This is a genomic window from Burkholderia sp. KBS0801 (assembly GCF_005937855.2).
Taxonomy (GTDB): domain Bacteria; phylum Pseudomonadota; class Gammaproteobacteria; order Burkholderiales; family Burkholderiaceae; genus Burkholderia; species Burkholderia ambifaria.
Genome location: NZ_CP042178.1, coordinates 2,214,037 through 2,230,181, shown reverse-complemented (window position 1 = coordinate 2,230,181; position 16,145 = coordinate 2,214,037). Strand labels below are relative to the sequence as shown.

The following is a 16,145-nucleotide window of genomic DNA, read 5'->3' as shown; positions in this document are numbered from 1 at the left end:
GCGAATGCGCCGCACAGGTATGGTGCGGATGACGCCGTGCAGCGTCGGTTTTCGGTGCAGGGGCACGAACGGCATTGGGTAGGGGAGCGACATGGAATCCACCGGAAAGACGACGCTGACCATCAGCAGCCGCAATTACTCGTCGTGGTCGATGCGCGGCTGGCTGCTCGCGAAGCTGAGCGGGCTCGCGTGCGACACGGTCAGCGTGCCGATCGATGCCGCGTCGCGGGCGGAATTGCTGCTGCTGTCGCCGTCGATTCTCGTGCCGTGCCTGACGCACGACGGCAATGCGGTGTGGGATACGCTCGCGATCGCCGAATACCTGAACGAAATCCGGCCGCAAGCGCGGCTGCTGCCTGAAGACCGGCATGCGCGCGCGCATTGCCGGTCGATCTGCGGCGAGATGCATTCCGGTTTCAGCGCGCTGCGATCCGCGTTGCCGATGAACCTGCGTGCGCATTTCCCCGGCTTCCGGATCTGGTCGCGTGCGCAGCACGACATCCAGCGGATCGTGACGATCTGGCGAGAGTGTCTGGCCGCGTACGGCGGCCCCTGGCTGTTCGGCGCGGAGATCGGCATCGCCGACGCGATGTATGCGCCGGTCGTCACGCGCTTCCTGACCTATGACGTGAAGCTGGAGCCGGATATCGCCGAGTACTGCATGCAGGTGCTCGCGCATCCGTTCGTGGCGGAGTGGATCGACGCGGCGAAGGCGGAGCAGGAAGACATCGACGAACTCGACATGGAGTTTTGACGCGCGGGATCGCATTGCGCTTTCAATTGCACTACACGCACACGCACGCATCGAAGTGAACAATCGAAGTGAACATTGCGAAACAGCCGTGCAACCCGCAAACGTTTCACCTTGATTTCGCGCAAAAGCGAGTGCGAACTCCCTAAAGGATGTTGCGCCCGATGACGTAAACGAGTCACGGGGATGACTCGCGATCGCATGCTTCCGACAGGCGACGCGCAGTCCGCAACATTCAGCGCAGCAGGGGGATCGACGTGAACCGTCAGCAATCATGGACGCGCCCGGCCGCGCCCGGCGAGATCATCTACTCGGAGGGCTTCGCCGGCGAGCCCGTCATCTTTCTGATCGCCGACGGCAAGGTCGAGCTGTCGACCCGCTGCGAAGACAAGCGCGTCGTCGTCGCGACACTCGGGCGCGGCGAGTTCTTCGGTGAATCCGCGCTGCTCGCGGCCGAGCCTCGCGCGCATACCGCGAAGGCGCTGTCGTTCTGTCAGCTCACGGTCGTGCCGGCCGCGGTGCTCGACGAAGAGATCGAGCACGTGTCCGCGCTGCTTCGTCATGTCGTGCGCACGATGATCCGGCGCGTGAAGCGCAAGGACGATCAACTCGCGACCTATACGCACGCCGACTTCATGCCGGGCGTGCTGTCGTATGCGCATGTGCTGTCGCTGATGGCGGGCGCCGACACGCGCGGCTCCGACGACGCGTGGTCACGCCGGCCGATGCAGGCGCATGCGGCGGAAACATCGGTGCCGCTCGCGGACGTGATTCGCCGCTGCCGCGCGATCGCCGGCCATTCGCGTCCGCACGTGCTCGCGATGCTGCACCGCATGGAGAAGCTCAATCTCGTCACGATCGAAGCCGCGCAGGCCGACCATGCCGGCAGCGCGGGTGATTACGCGGGCTCGTCGGATGCGCGCCAGGTCGTCACGTTCGATGCCGCGCGCGTGATCGATCGCGCGCAGCAGGTCGCCGATCACGATCTCGACCTGTCGATCAACAGCGAGCTGGAGCTGATCGAGCTGGCCGATCTGGAGGCGCTGATCGGCGTCGACCGGAAGCTGCTGCTCAACAAGCTGTCGCACGGCGAAATCGCCGACGAGGTGTTCGCGTTTCGCAAGTCGAAGGTGCTCGGCTACGTCGAGCAGAAAGGCGTCGCGTATTTCTCGCGCCGCAGCCCGCGCGCCGGCGGCGACGTGCGCGCGCTCGAGGACATCGTGTGGATCGATCAGCGCACGCTGTTCGACGTGATCAGCGCATTCGACACGTACGATCTCGCGAAGCTGATCGCGAGCCTCGATGATCGCGCGGTGGCCGACAAGCTGTTCTCGGTGATGACGGAGGCGCGGCGCAACGAAGTGTCGTGGGTGATGCGTCGCGAGTTGAAGCTCGATCCGATCGAGATCGAGGAGATCGGGCAGCGCGTGCTCGATGCCGTGCGTGTCGCCAAGGCGCCGGCGCCGTCCGCGCCTCTGGCTGCATCCGACGCGTAACACTCGACCCGACGGAGACGCATATGGACCTGTTGACCCTGGCCGGCGTGGTACTCGGTGGCGCGGCCATCGTATTCGGCTTCGCGCTGGAAGGCGGTCACTTCTCGATGCTGTTCCAGTTCGAGGCGCTCGTCATCGTGCTCGGCGGCACGCTCGGCGCGGTGATGATCCAGAACACGTGGGCGCGCTTCTTCGATGCGGTGAAGCAGTTGCGGCTCGCGTTCGTGCGCGCGCAGGAAGTCGATCGCAAGCACCTGACCGACCTGCTGGAGTGGGGCGATCGCGCGAAGCTCGACGGCTTGCTCGCGTTCGAATCGATGGACGTGAGCGGCATTCATCCGTTCGCGCGGCGCGGGCTGGAACTGCTCGCGAACGGCGTGTCGACCGCCGTGCTCGAGGACGCGCTGCACCGCGAGCTCGACGCCTACGAGCGCAGCCGGCTCGCGGCGGCGCGCGTGTGGCATCAGGCCGGCGGCTATGCGCCGACGTTCGGCATTCTCGGCTCGGTGCTCGGGCTGGTGCAGGTGACGAGCCACATTCTCGAACCGGCGCAGCTCGGGCCCGGCATCGCGGTCGCGTTCATCGCGACGCTCTACGGCCTCGCGTTCGCGAACCTCGTGTTCCTGCCGCTTTACGGCAAGCTGCGCGCGCAGATCGACAGCGAGCTGCGCTTTCGCAAGCTGTATCTCGACGGCTTGCTCGCGATCTCGCGCAAGGAATCGCCGCATACGATCGAAACGCGGCTGACGGGCGACGTGCGCGGCCGCGCGGCTGAATCGCTCGCATGACGCAGCGGGAGCTTCGACATGACGGCTCGAACTGACGGGATGCGTGCGGCTTCTTCCGCCGCCGCCCGCGACGACGATGAAGCGGAAGGCGCGCAGTCCGGACGCTGGCTGATTTCCTACGCGGATCTCATCACGACGCTGATGGTGCTGTTTCTCGCGCTGTACGTGCTGCAGCTCGCGAAATACAACGCGCTCGATGCGCGATATCAGACGCTCGCGCGGCACGACGGCGGCGCGGCAAGCGTGACTGGGGCCGCACCTGCGACACCCGAGCGCGCGCCCGCATGGCTGACGTCGCTCGATGCGCTGAAGACGAACGGCCGCATCTCGCTCGTGCGGGCGCCGCACGGCATCGAGATCGGCATCGATGCGAAGATCCTGTTCAACGTCGGCGATGCGCGCCTGCTGCCCGACGCGACGCCGGTGCTGAGCGAGATCGCGCGGGCGCTGAGCGAGCATGCGACCGGCGACATACTCGTCGAGGGGCATACCGACAGCGCGCCGATCGCGAACGCGAAATACGAATCGAACTGGGAGCTGTCATCCGCGCGGGCGGGCAGCGTCGTGCGCTATCTGGCCGATCGCGGCGTCGCGCCCCACCGGCTCGCGGCGATCGGGCGAGCCGACACGCAGCCGCTCGTCGCCGGCGACGATGCGCCCGCGCGGGCGCGCAACCGCCGCGTGACGATCTTCGTCGCATATTGATCGCGCGACGCTCGACGGACACGCCACGCCCGCCCGTCGACGACATATCGGATCCCGCATGACGGACATGTGAAATCGGCGATGCGATTTCGCGCGTGCCTGCCGATAACCCAAGCTGGCTCAGACCGAGCGGTTATCGAGGGTTTCCCATGCATTTCTGGCGCAAGCTGTCCATTCAGAACAAGCTGATTCTCAGCATGACGAGCTGCCTGCTCGTGTTCGTCGCGATCTCGAGCGGGTTGAGCGTCCGCCTGATCGGTCACGCGGTGCGCGATCGCGTCGTCCGCGAAGAGCTGCCGACGGCCGTCAGCGGCATCCGCGCCGACGTGCAGCGGCAGATGGCCGGACCGATCGCCGCGTCGCGTCTGCTCGCGCGCGATGCGTTCCTGCTGCAATGGGAAGCCGACGGCGAGCCCGACGCCGGCACGCGCAACTGGATCCAGCTTGCGAAGAACGTGAAGGACGCGCAGAAGGCGGCGTCCGTGCAGTGGGTGTCGGTGAAGAGCGGCAACTACTACAACGAAGGCGGCCTGCAGCGCAAGGTCACCGGCGACGATCGGTGGTTGACGAACTTCCTCGCATCCGGAAAGGCCTTCGACGTGAACATGGATCGCGAAGTCACGCTCGGCGGCTACATGATGTTCATCAACAGCCGCGTGGAGTTGAACGGCACGCCGATCGGCGCGGCCAGCATGAGCCTGTCCGTCGATGCGCTCGCGAAGGGCATCGCCGCGTACCGGATCGGCGACACCGGCTTCGCGTCCCTCGTGCGGCCGGACGGCGCGATCATGATGCATCGCGATACGTCGCTGATCGACGGCAAGCACTTCCTGAAGGACGAACCAGGCCTGCCCGGCGACGCGGCGTCGACGTTGCTGGCCGGAAAACCGTATGCACACCTGAGCTACGACGGCGACGGCGGTGCGCGCTTCATCGCGACGTCGTTCATTCCGGAGCTGAATGCGTATGTAGTCGTTGAAGTACCGCAGGCCGAGCTCCTCGGCCCGGTCACGCGCGCGATTCGCAGCGCGGCGCTGGTCGCCGCGGTGGTGGGCCTCGGCGTCGCGCTGGTCGTGATCTGGCTGGTCGGGCGCGCGATCGCCGCGCCGATCCGCCGCGCGGCGACGCTGCTGTCGGAGATCGCGAGCGGCCAGGGCGACCTGACGCGCCGGATGACGGTCGAGAGCGACGACGAGATCGGCCAATTGTCGGACGCGTTCAATCGCTTCGTGTCGTCGTTGTCGACGCTCGTGCACCGGATTCGCGCGGCGTCGGCATCGATCGCGACCGGCTCCGCGCAGATCGCGTCGGGCAACGCGGATCTCAGCGAGCGCACCGAAGGACAGTCGAGCAACCTCGAGCGCACGGCTTCGTCGATGGAGGAAATCACGGCGGTCGTTCGCAACAACACCGAAACCGCGACGACGGCCGCGAAGCTGATCACCGGTGCATCCGATACGGCGTCGCGCGGCGGGCAGGTCGTCGGCGAAGTCGTGTCCACGATGGAGCAGATCAGCGATGCGTCGCAACGGATCTCCGAGATCATCGTGATGATCGACGGCATCTCGTTCCAGACGAACATCCTCGCGCTGAATGCCGCGGTCGAGGCGGCACGGGCCGGCGAACAGGGGCGCGGGTTCGCGGTTGTCGCCGCGGAAGTGCGCAACCTCGCGCAGCGCAGCGCGCAGGCCGCGAAGGAGATCAAGGCGCTGATCGAGCACAGCGCGGGCACGGTGAACACCGGATCTCGGCTCGTGAGCGAGGCCGGCAAGGTGATGCGCGATGTCGTGTCGCAGGTGCAGGGCGTCAGCGCGATGATGAGCGAGATCGCCGAGGCGAGCCTGGAGCAGAGCGCGGGCATCGACCAGATCGGCAACGCGGTGCAGTCGCTCGATCAGATGACGCAGCAGAATGCGGCGCTGGTCGAGGAAAGCGCGGCGGCCGCGGAGAGCCTGAAGCAACAGGCGGCGGAACTGACGCGACTGGTGTCGGCGTTCAAGGTCGATGAATGAAGCCTGCGCGACGTTAGAATGAAGCGTTTCTGAGGGACGGCTGCCACGCGATGACGGCAGCCGTTTTCGCTGTCGGCGCGGGGTTCGGTAACGTCATAAAAAATGAAGCGCATATCAAGACTGAAGATCGGGGCGGGGGTGGTGGTGGTCGCGGCGCTGCTCGCCGCGGTCGGGGCGAAGGTGATCGCATCGCCGGCGCAGTCGTATCTTGCCTATCGGAGCAAGGCCGCGGCGAGCCTGGCGGCGGCGCGCATCGAGGATCGGGCGGGCCTCGACAAGCAGTACACGGCCGACGTGAATGCACGGCTCGCGAAGCTGATCGGCACGGTCCGCGCGAGAGGGTTTGCCGCGAAGGCGGAGGGCACCGTGCAGAGTGTCGGCCCTGTCGACGGAATGCCGCCGGGGCCGGACGGGTTGTCCTTCAAGTCGGAGGACGGCAAGACGAATCTCGTCGTCACGACGGTTGCGCTGCTGAAGGCGTGGGCGAGTACCGCGGATGCGGGCATCAAGCCGACCGACGACGTCGCCGCGATGTTCGACAATGAAACGCTTTACACGAACGTGTTCGGCGACGACGCCGCGGCGTTTCGCTTCGCCGAATTGCCCGTCAAGCGGCAGCCGGCCGACGGCGTCGTGAAGGCGTTGCTGCTCGGCGAAAGCCAGGACAGCGTGCCGGACGGGCCGAACACGCTGGCCGTGTCGGTGCGGCAGGGCCAACGGGTGTACATCCTGTGGAAGAGCGTGACGCTGCGTCCGATCGCGGCGTGCAGCGCGGCGCGCGTGCCCGAGGACGCGCGGCAGGCGTGTTTCGCCAAACAGGTGGCGTCCCAGCGGATTTACCCGCGGCTGCTCGCGCAGGCGCAATCGATGGCCGACGCGGTGGCCCGATAGCGGACGGCAGCGAGGCGTGGGCAACGGCGAGCGGGCTACGCCACGCACGCGTCGCCGTCCGTCGGGACGCCGTCCGACGATGGCCTTCAGGGCGAGCGCAACGCCTGCAACCCCAGCGCGAGCGCGTTGAACGGCATCTCCGCGGCGCCCATCGAAAAGCTCGTCGCGTTCGCGCTCGCCCCGGGCATATGCATCAGCGCGTGAACGATCCGCTCGCTCGCGTGGCCGTCGCCATACGGATTGCTCGCGCGCGCCATTTCCTCATACGCGCTCTCGCTGTCGAACAGCCGCGATGCTTCCCAGATGATCCGTTCCTGATCCGTGCCGACGAGCCGCGCGGTGCCGGCCTGTATCGCTTCGGGGCGCTCGGTCGTCTCGCGCGTGACGAGCACCGGCTTGCCGAGCGCCGGCCCTTCCTCCTGGATGCCGCCAGAATCCGTGATGATGAAATGCGCGCGTGACATCAGGAATACGAACGAAAGATATTCCTGCGGATCGATCAGGTAAATGTTCGGCACGTCGCCGAGCAGCGCGCGCGCCGGCTCGCGCACGTTCGGATTCATGTGCAGCGGATAGACGAATTGCGCATCGCGATAGCGGTTCGCGAGCGCGCAGAGCGCCTTGCAGAAATGCCGGAACGGTTCGCCGAAGCTCTCGCGACGATGGCCGGTGATCAGCACGACGCGACGCGACGGCTCGAGAAACGGAAAGTGCGAGGCGACGGTGTCGTTGAGCTCGGCATTGTGATCGAGCATCCGTTTGACGTCGTGCAGCGCATCGATCACGGTGTTGCCGGTCATCACGACCGCACCCACCGGAATGCCTTCGCTGAACAGGTTGTCGCGCGCCTGGCCGGTCGGTGCGAAATGCCATGACGACACAGCGTCGGTCACGCGGCGATTCAGTTCCTCGGGCCACGGCGACCAGATGTCGCCGCTGCGCAAACCGGCTTCCACGTGTCCGACCGGCAGATAGCGATAGAACGCGGCGAGACTCACGGCCAGCGTCGTCGTCGTATCGCCGTGCACCAGGACGACGTCCGGATGGAAATCCTCGAAAACGACGCCGATCGCCTGCAGGATGCCGGTCGTCACGTCGGTCAGCGTCTGGCTCTGACGCATCAGATTGAGATCGTAGTCGGGCTTGATGCCGAACAACGTGAGGACCTGATCCAGCATTTCCCGATGCTGGGCGGTGACGCATACCCGGGCGTCGACATCCCTGCGCGCCTTGAGCGCGCGCACGAGCGGCGCCATCTTGATGGCTTCCGGCCGAGTCCCGAACACAAGCAAGATCTTTTTCATCGTTATCCTCGTTGAGCTTCTTCGCACCGTACGACCCGGTACCTGGCGCCAAGCAGGGTTGCAGGCGAACCGTTCCGTGCCCGCACGCGGTCGCGCCGACCGGCGCCGGCCGCGCGACATGCGGCGGCGGTGCGGGCGAGCGCGCCGCTTCTGTCCGCGCGGTCTGCGCCGCGCAATCGTCGGACTACGCCCGTTACCTTGGACCTCGTCGATCACGTCATGAGCGTTCCTCGCTGTATCGATCGCCACGTCTTCCGTCACACGTTTCGCACTGCCACGCGGTGGCGCACCCGGCGGGTGTCCCTGCGTTCGATACAGCAATATTCAAACCAGCCGCCCTCCGGAATGGTCCGGATCGCGGGGCCCGCGCGGTTCGTCAAGGAACGTTTCACAACTGCTACGGACGCCCCATCGGCGGGCGGGCGCGATGCAGATAAACGGGCGGCCGTGCGTGCGATCGGCCCGCTCGCATCATTCGGCGAACAGCGGTGGGTGTCGTGCATCGGTGGGCGATCGAACGTCATGCATCTTTCGAAGCGCATTGAATCGCTTCGATCTGCGAATTTTGTCTGGGAAATGAACGCAGCGTCATCGCGCATCCGATTCCGGTCGAGCACGCGTGATTTCGTCGCCGTGGGGCAGCGCCGGCGTCGTGCGGGCTGACAGGTTCGAAATGTTGCGTATCTGTAACGCGCGGCCGGAATGACGCGGCCGCATCCGTGTCGCGCCCATCAGTGGCGTACCGCCGCGGGCGCCGCGCACGCTTGCCAACCACGTTCCATGCCACGGCGATTCGCGCTCGGTTATGTTCGTGAGCCGCGTCGCGCAAGGCGACACGCGCGCGATGAGCAGACGATTCGCCGCCGGATGCGCACGCATCGCGAGTCTGGGCCTCGCATGTCGCGGCGAAGCTGATTCGCAGATGAATCAAAAACCCCCGGCGGCGACCCCGACCGCTCGCGCCGCTCGTTGGCCGGCCCTTGCCGCACGCGGCACGGCGGCCGATGGCTCGCCGCTTGCTTGTTCTGGCCGGACAGGTGCGTTCCGACGTGTTGCAACGACAGCGGACGGACTGAGCGCCACAGCAGCGAATCCGGAAAGCGGCACGCCACGCTCGTCCTGCGCGTAAGAAGGCCGCGCATGCACGACGAACGTGCAGCCGCTTCCCATTGACATCCGTGCGATCCACGGCCCGGGCTCCAACGCTCGGCGGCCGCCGTCGCCGGCACGGGGCAGGACATGAAGAACCGTCGGTCGGTGTCGCTCTGCATCGAAGGCATTCTGCTGTTGATCGTGCTGGCCTGCTCGCTGGCCGTGCGCGACACCGCCACGCGGCCGGCGGCCGCAGCGGTGCGCGTCGGCATGTCGGCGGCCGATGCGGCCGAGCGCAGCGTGCGCGATGCCGCGCCGCTCGCGGTGCGCGAGTCGACCGATGCGAACGCGCTGCTCCAAACGGCGCCGGCCGACGACGCGCCAATCACGTTCGATCCCGACACGCTGCTGATGCCGTGCGTCGCGTACCTGTGGCTGTTCACGCTGCTGACCTGCGTCTATGCCGCACGGCATTACGTGTTCAGTCTGGACCGCCTGTTCAAGCCGCAGCACGCGCCTTATCAGACGATTACTCACGGCGAATGGCCGCGGCTCACGGTGTTCGTCGCCGCGCACAACGAGGAGGCCGTCGTCGTCGATTGCCTGATGGCGTTGCTCGCAACGACCTATCCGCGCGACCGGCTGACGATCATTCCGGTCAACGACCGTTCGACCGACAACACGCGCGCGCTGATCGACGAGGTGCAGGCGCTGGCGCCCGATCTCATCAAGCCGTTTCACCGAGCGAGCGGCAAGCCGGGCAAGGCGGCCGCGCTGAAGGACGCGCTGCGTTTCATCCGCGGCGACATCATGGTGGTGTTCGACGCCGACTATCTGCCGCGCCCCGGGCTGCTGAAGGAACTCGTCGCGCCGTTCTTCGATCCGGAAATCGGCGCGGTGATGGGCCGCGTCGTGCCGCAGAACGCCGACAGCAACCTGCTCGCACGGCTGCTCGATCTCGAGCGCGCGGGCGGCTACCAGGTCAACCAGCAAGCGCGCAACAACCTGAACCTGGTGCCGCAATACGGCGGCACCGTCGGCGGGATCCGCAAGAGCGCACTCGATGCGGTCGGCGGCTGGTGCGACGACACGCTCGCCGAGGATACCGACATGACCTATCGCCTGTTGTTGAGCGACTGGCGCACGGTCTACCTGAATCACGCCGAATGCTACGAGGAAGTGCCCGAGCGCTGGGCGGTGCGCGCGCGGCAACTGACGCGCTGGGCGAAGGGCCATAACCAGACGCTGCTGCGCTATATCGGCCCGGTGTTGCGCAATCCGCTGCTGTCGCGGCGCTGCCGCCTCGACGGCGCGCTGCTGCTCGGCGTGTTCCTGATGCCCGCGCTGCTCGCGATCGCATGGGCGACCGCGATCACGCTCTATCTGCTCAACGGCGTCAACTCGACGGCGCTCGGCCTGCTCGTGTCGCTGTTCGCGCTGTTCGGCTTCAGCACCTTCGGCAATTTCGGCGTGTTCTTCGAGATCGTCGTCGCCGCCCGGCTCGACGGTCGCGCGACCCGCCTGCGGCTCGTACCGGTCAACGTGGTCGGCTTTTGCGTGACGATCGCGGCGGTGGTCTCCGCGCTGTGGGGGCTCGCGCTCGACGCCGCGTTGCGCCGCGAACTGAAATGGGACAAGACCGAGCGCTTTCGCCGGCAACTGAAACCGGGGCGATGAACGATGACGACCTTCAATGTGATGGTGCCGGTGGCCGGGGTGCTCAGCCTGCCGTTCCTGCCGTTGCTGCATGAACTGATCCGGCGCAGCGACGTGGCGGCGCTGCCGATCGGCGACGGACCGTTCGTCGACCAGGCGCTGCTCGCCGCGCGCTGGCACGATGCGCTGCGCATGCACGCCGACGATGCGCCGCCGGCCGATCCGTCCGTCGCGCCGCCGTGGCACGCGCTGGGGCTGCTGGTGCGGCACGACGAAGAGATTCGCGTGTTGCGTCACGAGCATTGCGACGACGTGCTGTACGCGGATCGCGCGATCACGCTCGACGGCGGCGCGCGGGCCGCGTATGCGTTCGCCGAGCAGCGCATCGACATTCACGCGGGCGCGACGATCGGCATGCTCGCGCACGCGTCGCACATCGACGTCGAAAGCGCGGTGCTGCGTGGCGTCGTGGTCGGCGGGACGATGTACCTGCACGGCGCGGGCGGCTTCGTGTGCCTGTACGGCGAGCCGATCGTGTTCGGCAAGGCGCCGGAGCTGCCGGCCGCCGATACGGCCGGCACGCCGCGCCGCGCGGTCTCGCTGACGCGCCACTTCGCGAAGCTGCCGTATCGCTACGTGCATGGCCGCTACCTGCTGCCCTGCGATGTGCGTCTGCCCGCGCACACGGTCGTGCAGGGCAACCTCGTGGTGGACGGCACGCTGGTGCTCGGCGACGGCTGCGTGCTGCGCGGCAGCGTCAAGGCGCATCGCGTCGAGCTCGAACGCCACGCATTCCTGCACGGCGCCGTGTTCGCGCGGGACGACGTGCTGCTCGCGAGCGGCAGCTGCATCGACGGGGTCGTGTCCGCCGGCGGCCTGCTGCGCCTGACCGGCGGGCGCATCGGTGCCCCCGGCCATCCTGTCAGCGCATGCGCACGCGACGTCTCGGTCATCGGTCATGCCTGCGTGCACGGCGACCTCGTCGCCTGCCGCAGCGGCTGGTTCCACGCATCCCGTTAAGGAGCGCCTTCTCATGTCCGATCGTTCCCGTCGTCGCGGCGCGCGCGCGCCGGTCGCCGCCCTGGCGGTGCTGTACGGCGTCGCCGTCGGCCCGCTGCCGGCGCTCGCGGCGCAGCCGGATGATGCCGGCGCGCCGCCACCCGCGCAGTCGCCCGACGTTGCGGTTGCCGCACCCGTCGCCGGGCCCGTCTCCTCGCCCGTCATCGTGCCGCGCACGCTCGACGCTCCCGTGTTCGTGCGCGTGACGCCCGAAGGCTTGCCGGATGGCATGTCGCTCGCCGAATTCACACCCGAGGATACGAATAGGCCGCCGTTGCCCGACGCCGTGATCGCGCACGTGCAGGCGCCGAGCGAATCGCATGCCGAGATGTCGCTCGGCGTGTCCAGCGCGCACCTGACGCACGGGTATGGCGACTGGTACGGCGTGCATGTGCGCGGCATCTATCAGGACGGCGGCCGCACGATACTCGGCGAGCTGGCGCAACTGCACCGTTTCGGCGAGAACACGCAGCTCGGCTCGCTGACGTACGTGCAGGACATGGGACCGAACTGGTTCGGCGGCATCGGCTTTGCCGGCACCACGTCCGGGACGATCCTGCCGAGCGCGCGCGTCGATCTGTCGATCAACCGCAAGTTGCTGCCCGACCGGTCGCTGATCGTGTCGCTGGGCGCCGGCTACGCACGCAACCGCAGCGGCCACAAGGATCAGCTGTATCACGCCGGCGTGATCTGGTACGCGCTGCCGAAGTGGATCTTCGAGGCGGGCGCGAACTATACGGTCGATTCGCCGGGTTCGGTGAAGGCGCCCCAGTACTACGGCGCCGTCACCTACGGCGAAGTCGGCAAGAGCGTGATCGTGCTGCGCGGCGGGTTCGGCCGCGAGGCGTATCAGATCACCGGCTCCGGCTCGCAGATCGCGGATTTCCGCAGTCACGAGCTTTCCGCGAAGTGGCGCTACTGGTTCACGCGCAAGTGGGGTACCCAACTCGAATTCGACTACTACCATAACCCCTACTATTCACGGATCGGCGGCGAGCTGAGCGTGTTCTATCGTTGGTAGCGGGGACGGGGGCCATGCAGACGCATCCCGTCCGTCCTCCTGTCGACCGCTCGCTGCGGATCCACCCGCACCCGCAGCGCTGGCTGACGTCGATCGTGCTGCTGACACCGACGCTCTATGCGTTGCTGTGGCTCGGCCTGCCGATGGCGTGGCGCTACTGGCGCGCGGTCGTCGCATGGGGCGCGCACGAGCTCGACCCGGCGCTGCACGTGATTGCCCTCGGCTACCCGCCCGATGCGCCGCGCGTACTGCTGCTGTCGATCGACCTTGCCGCGCGGATGCCGAGCGCAATGCAGCTTGCCGTGACCGCGGCAATTTGCGCGATCGGCTTCGGCGCGTCGTTTTTCCGGCGGGCAAACTGGTTGCCCGTTGCATATCTGTTACGTATCGCGAGCTTCACGCAGCTGCTGATCTGCGCGTATTTCTGGCTGGCGCCGGGTGCGTTTCCGTACGTGCCGATGCTGCATCTGCGCGACATGTTCGTGCTGCACGGCGCGGCGATCGCGGTGATTCCGCTGGTGATGGCGGCGCTTTACTACCCGCTCGATTTCTCGCTGCTGCAAAAGATCGTCGCATCGGTGCTCGTGGTCGGCTATTTCGTGTTCGCGCTGCCGTTCGTGATGCTGCTGCACGCGGTCATCATCCATCACGGCTCGCTGCTGTTCCTGCCGTTCTGCTATTTCCTGCTCGGCGGCCCGCTGCTGATCGGCCTGCTGGTCACGCTCTACACCTACTGCGCGAGCTGGCCCGGCTCGCTGACGAATCCTTAGATGGTTCGCGCGGAGATCGCGCGCAAACGCCGCCGTATCAGCGATGAAACGATTCGGCCGCGTTTTCGGCCGGCCTGTCGGGAGCCCGACGCACGAAGCGAGCGCGACCGGGGCTCTGGCGCCAATGGCACGTTGTTCGCTTCTTCTCCTCCGTCGCATCGATTTGTTTTCCACGGAGAAGACGGCGCGGCACGCCGGGACGGATTCACCGGTCCGGCTGCCGATGGCAGATGCCGTTCGATGCTCGACGAACCGGGCAGCCCCACACATCTACCGGGCAAGGTTGGTTGACCTGACGGCACGCGCAGCGCTGCCGCCGCGCGCCACTCATTCCTGGAGCGAGGAGCACACCATGTTGGCAAAGTCAGGCAAGTTCTTGCGGATTCTGTTTGCGTTGTTCGCGCTCGCGATCGCATTCAGTCCGGGCGTCGTCCGGGCGGCCACCAACCAGCTGCTGCTACTGGTGCCAGACACGCTGACACTGCCGGATCCGCGCGTGTCCGCGTGGCTCGATACCGCGCAGGAAGAAGGGTTGCAGATCACGGTGATGACCGACAGCCAGTTCATGGCCGCCGGCTCGACGCTGTCGCAGTATCCAGGCCTGATCCTGCCGGACCAGATTCATACGACGGCCGCCGACACGCTCGTGACGGCAATCCAGAACTACGCGCTGAATGGCGGCAAGGTGATGCTCGTCTATGATTTCGGCGTACTGAACTCGGCGGGTTTCTACGTGAGCCCGAAATCGCGCTTCAGCAGCATGGCCGGCGTCGACTACGTGCTGTATGACCAATACGGCGGCAACATGATCGGCCTCGGCACCGTGACCGGCATGAGCAGCTGGCTGCGCACGCTGCAGGTGCCTCCGGGCAAGTCGATGGCCTGGACGACGACCGCGTCGGGCACGACCGCCGGGCCCGCTACGTCGTTCGCGTCGACGAGCAGCTCCGGCACGTCGACGACTTCGGCATCGACGGGGTCCCCGTCCGGCAGCGCGCTGTTCCTGCCCGCAAGCCCGTCGAACCCGGGCGGCCTCGCGAACTACAACCACGGCGCGTGGTTTCAGTATTCGACGCCGCCCGCCGGCAGCGGCGTGCTGAGCCAGTCCCTCCCGAAGATCACGGGCGCCGTGACCGGCAAGCTGAAGAAGACCACTTCGTATAGCGCCGGCTCGCTGCTGAGCACCGCGACGGGTACGACCGCCAACACGCTGGCATCCATGCTGGCAACCACCACCGACACGCTCGAAGGGATCTCCGGCTACGTATATGGCTTCCTGACCTATCCGAGCTTCGTCACGCAAGGCACGTACACCGGCACCACGATCCTGACCTCGCCCACCTTCGGGCTGGTATCGGGCTACAACACCTACGGCAACGGCGGCGTGCTGTTCGTCAACCTGCCGCTGGCCTACCTCGACGGCCAGACCGACGGGATGCTGATCCACGGCTACCTGCATTATTTCGGCACGAAGCTGCTGAACCTGCCGTCGCTGTCGCCGCTGCCGAAGGCTCAGGCCGGGCTCGTGTTCAACTGGCACTTCTGCGCGGGCGACCAGATCCAGCCGGCGCTTTACCTGAAGAGCCTCGGTGTGTGGAACAACGGACCGTTCTCGCTCGTGGTGACGGCCGGCCCCGACGAAGCAGCCTTCGGCGACGGAGGCGGCATCAATCTCGCCAACAATCCGTCCGCGCAGAATCTCCTCAAGTACTTCCTGCTCAAGGGGCATCGCGTCGGCAGTCACGGCGGCTGGATCCACGACTACTGGGGCGCGAATGCGAGCGAAACGAACGCGAGCACGTTCACGCAGTACCTGGTGATGAACCACCAGGCCGTGCAGGCCGTGACCGCTCAGCCGGACGTCGAATACGCGGCGCCGGAAGGCAACACGCCGACCTGGTCCGTGAACTGGCTCGAGAGCAACGGTTTCAACGGGTACTACTTCACCGGCCACACCGGCTCGGCGCCGACCCGCGCATATCGCAACGGCGCGATGCTGAACCCTGGCCTGTGGGCTTATCCGGTGATGCCGTTCGGCAAGTACGCGACGTTCGAGGAGTTCCAGCAGTTTGCGGTGCCGACGAGCGACGTGAACAACTGGTACGCATCGCTGATGAACTTCGTCGTCGCGAACCGCACGAGCCGGCTGATCTATGCGCACCCGCTTGGCGCGTCATCCTACACGTCGACGCTGTCCGCGATCTTCTCGCAGGCCAACACGCTGAAGCTGACCGGGCAGTTCAGGTGGTACACGATGACCGACATCACGGTGTTCGACCGCGCACGCCTGAACGTCACGTGGTCGGCCACCGACACGGGCACCGGCTGGGCCTTCTCGGCCAGCCACCCGACGAGCCTCGCGAACATGACGTGGTTGCTGCCGAAGGCCAGCTTCGGGACGCCGATCATCACGCAAGGCATCGGCACCATCGGCATCACCGACTCGACGTACTGGCTCGTGACCGCGACCAGCGGCACGAGCCTCAAGTTCAGCAGCGTCAAGCTGCACTGAGTCACACCGTCGACCTGTTCGCCGGACGCGACGCGGCCAACGCCGCGTTCGGCGACGAATGCGCAGGACTACCGCGCAGGAGCCCCAC

The 16,145-nt window shown here is 66.7% G+C and carries 13 protein-coding genes; 12 read left to right on the top strand and 1 reads right to left on the bottom strand.

What is annotated here, in order from left to right; all coding sequences use genetic code 11:
- The first annotated feature begins 91 nt into the window (after window positions 1-91).
- The 6 genes from FFI87_RS26845 to FFI87_RS26820 all read left to right on the top strand — a co-directional run bounded on the left by FFI87_RS26845 (window position 92) and on the right by FFI87_RS26820 (window position 6,643).
- Window positions 92-754 (top strand): glutathione S-transferase family protein, encoded by a 663-nt coding sequence (locus FFI87_RS26845; RefSeq protein ID WP_012365490.1) that lies wholly within the window; start codon window positions 92-94, stop codon window positions 752-754.
- Between the two features lie 254 nt (window positions 755-1,008).
- Window positions 1,009-2,247: a Crp/Fnr family transcriptional regulator gene (locus FFI87_RS26840; RefSeq protein ID WP_138850099.1), complete on the top strand. Its 1,239-nt coding sequence runs from the start codon at window positions 1,009-1,011 to the stop codon at window positions 2,245-2,247.
- 23 nt (window positions 2,248-2,270) lie between these two features.
- Window positions 2,271-3,035: a flagellar motor protein gene (locus FFI87_RS26835; protein WP_105830024.1), complete on the top strand. Its 765-nt coding sequence runs from the start codon at window positions 2,271-2,273 to the stop codon at window positions 3,033-3,035.
- Window positions 3,036-3,053: 18 nt separating this feature from the next.
- Window positions 3,054-3,740: a flagellar motor protein MotB gene (locus FFI87_RS26830; protein WP_138850100.1), complete on the top strand. Its 687-nt coding sequence runs from the start codon at window positions 3,054-3,056 to the stop codon at window positions 3,738-3,740.
- Between the two features lie 149 nt (window positions 3,741-3,889).
- Window positions 3,890-5,752: a methyl-accepting chemotaxis protein gene (locus FFI87_RS26825; RefSeq protein ID WP_138850101.1), complete on the top strand. Its 1,863-nt coding sequence runs from the start codon at window positions 3,890-3,892 to the stop codon at window positions 5,750-5,752.
- 102 nt (window positions 5,753-5,854) lie between these two features.
- Window positions 5,855-6,643, top strand: a complete 789-nt coding sequence (locus FFI87_RS26820) for a hypothetical protein (RefSeq protein WP_138850102.1) — start codon at window positions 5,855-5,857, stop codon at window positions 6,641-6,643.
- An 86-nt stretch (window positions 6,644-6,729) separates the two neighbouring features.
- Here FFI87_RS26820 and wecB read toward each other — a convergent pair whose 3' ends face one another.
- The gene (gene wecB, locus FFI87_RS26815; protein WP_138850103.1) at window positions 6,730-7,947 is read right to left on the bottom strand and encodes a non-hydrolyzing UDP-N-acetylglucosamine 2-epimerase; all 1,218 of its coding nucleotides are present in this window, start codon (window positions 7,945-7,947) and stop codon (window positions 6,730-6,732) included.
- A gap of 219 nt (window positions 7,948-8,166) precedes the next feature.
- Here wecB and FFI87_RS26810 point away from each other — a divergent pair, with 219 nt between their 5' ends.
- The 6 genes from FFI87_RS26810 (at window position 8,167) to FFI87_RS26785 (ending at window position 16,057) form a co-directional block, all read left to right on the top strand.
- Window positions 8,167-8,610, top strand: coding sequence for a hypothetical protein (locus tag FFI87_RS26810; protein ID WP_138850104.1), 444 nt, complete (start codon window positions 8,167-8,169; stop codon window positions 8,608-8,610).
- A gap of 576 nt (window positions 8,611-9,186) precedes the next feature.
- The gene (locus FFI87_RS26805; RefSeq protein WP_138850105.1) at window positions 9,187-10,716 is read left to right on the top strand and encodes a glycosyltransferase family 2 protein; all 1,530 of its coding nucleotides are present in this window, start codon (window positions 9,187-9,189) and stop codon (window positions 10,714-10,716) included.
- A gap of 3 nt (window positions 10,717-10,719) precedes the next feature.
- Entirely contained in the window at window positions 10,720-11,715 is a 996-nt protein-coding gene (locus tag FFI87_RS26800) for a polymer-forming cytoskeletal protein (RefSeq protein ID WP_138850106.1), read from the top strand.
- Window positions 11,716-11,728: 13 nt separating this feature from the next.
- Window positions 11,729-12,775 (top strand): YaiO family outer membrane beta-barrel protein, encoded by a 1,047-nt coding sequence (locus FFI87_RS26795; RefSeq protein WP_138850107.1) that lies wholly within the window; start codon window positions 11,729-11,731, stop codon window positions 12,773-12,775.
- Between the two features lie 14 nt (window positions 12,776-12,789).
- Entirely contained in the window at window positions 12,790-13,545 is a 756-nt protein-coding gene (locus FFI87_RS26790) for a hypothetical protein (RefSeq protein ID WP_138850108.1), read from the top strand.
- Window positions 13,546-13,897: 352 nt separating this feature from the next.
- A complete protein-coding gene (locus tag FFI87_RS26785) occupies window positions 13,898-16,057 on the top strand; it encodes a polysaccharide deacetylase family protein (protein ID WP_138850109.1) in 2,160 nt (719 codons plus the stop codon).
- Window positions 16,058-16,145: the final 88 nt, after the last annotated feature.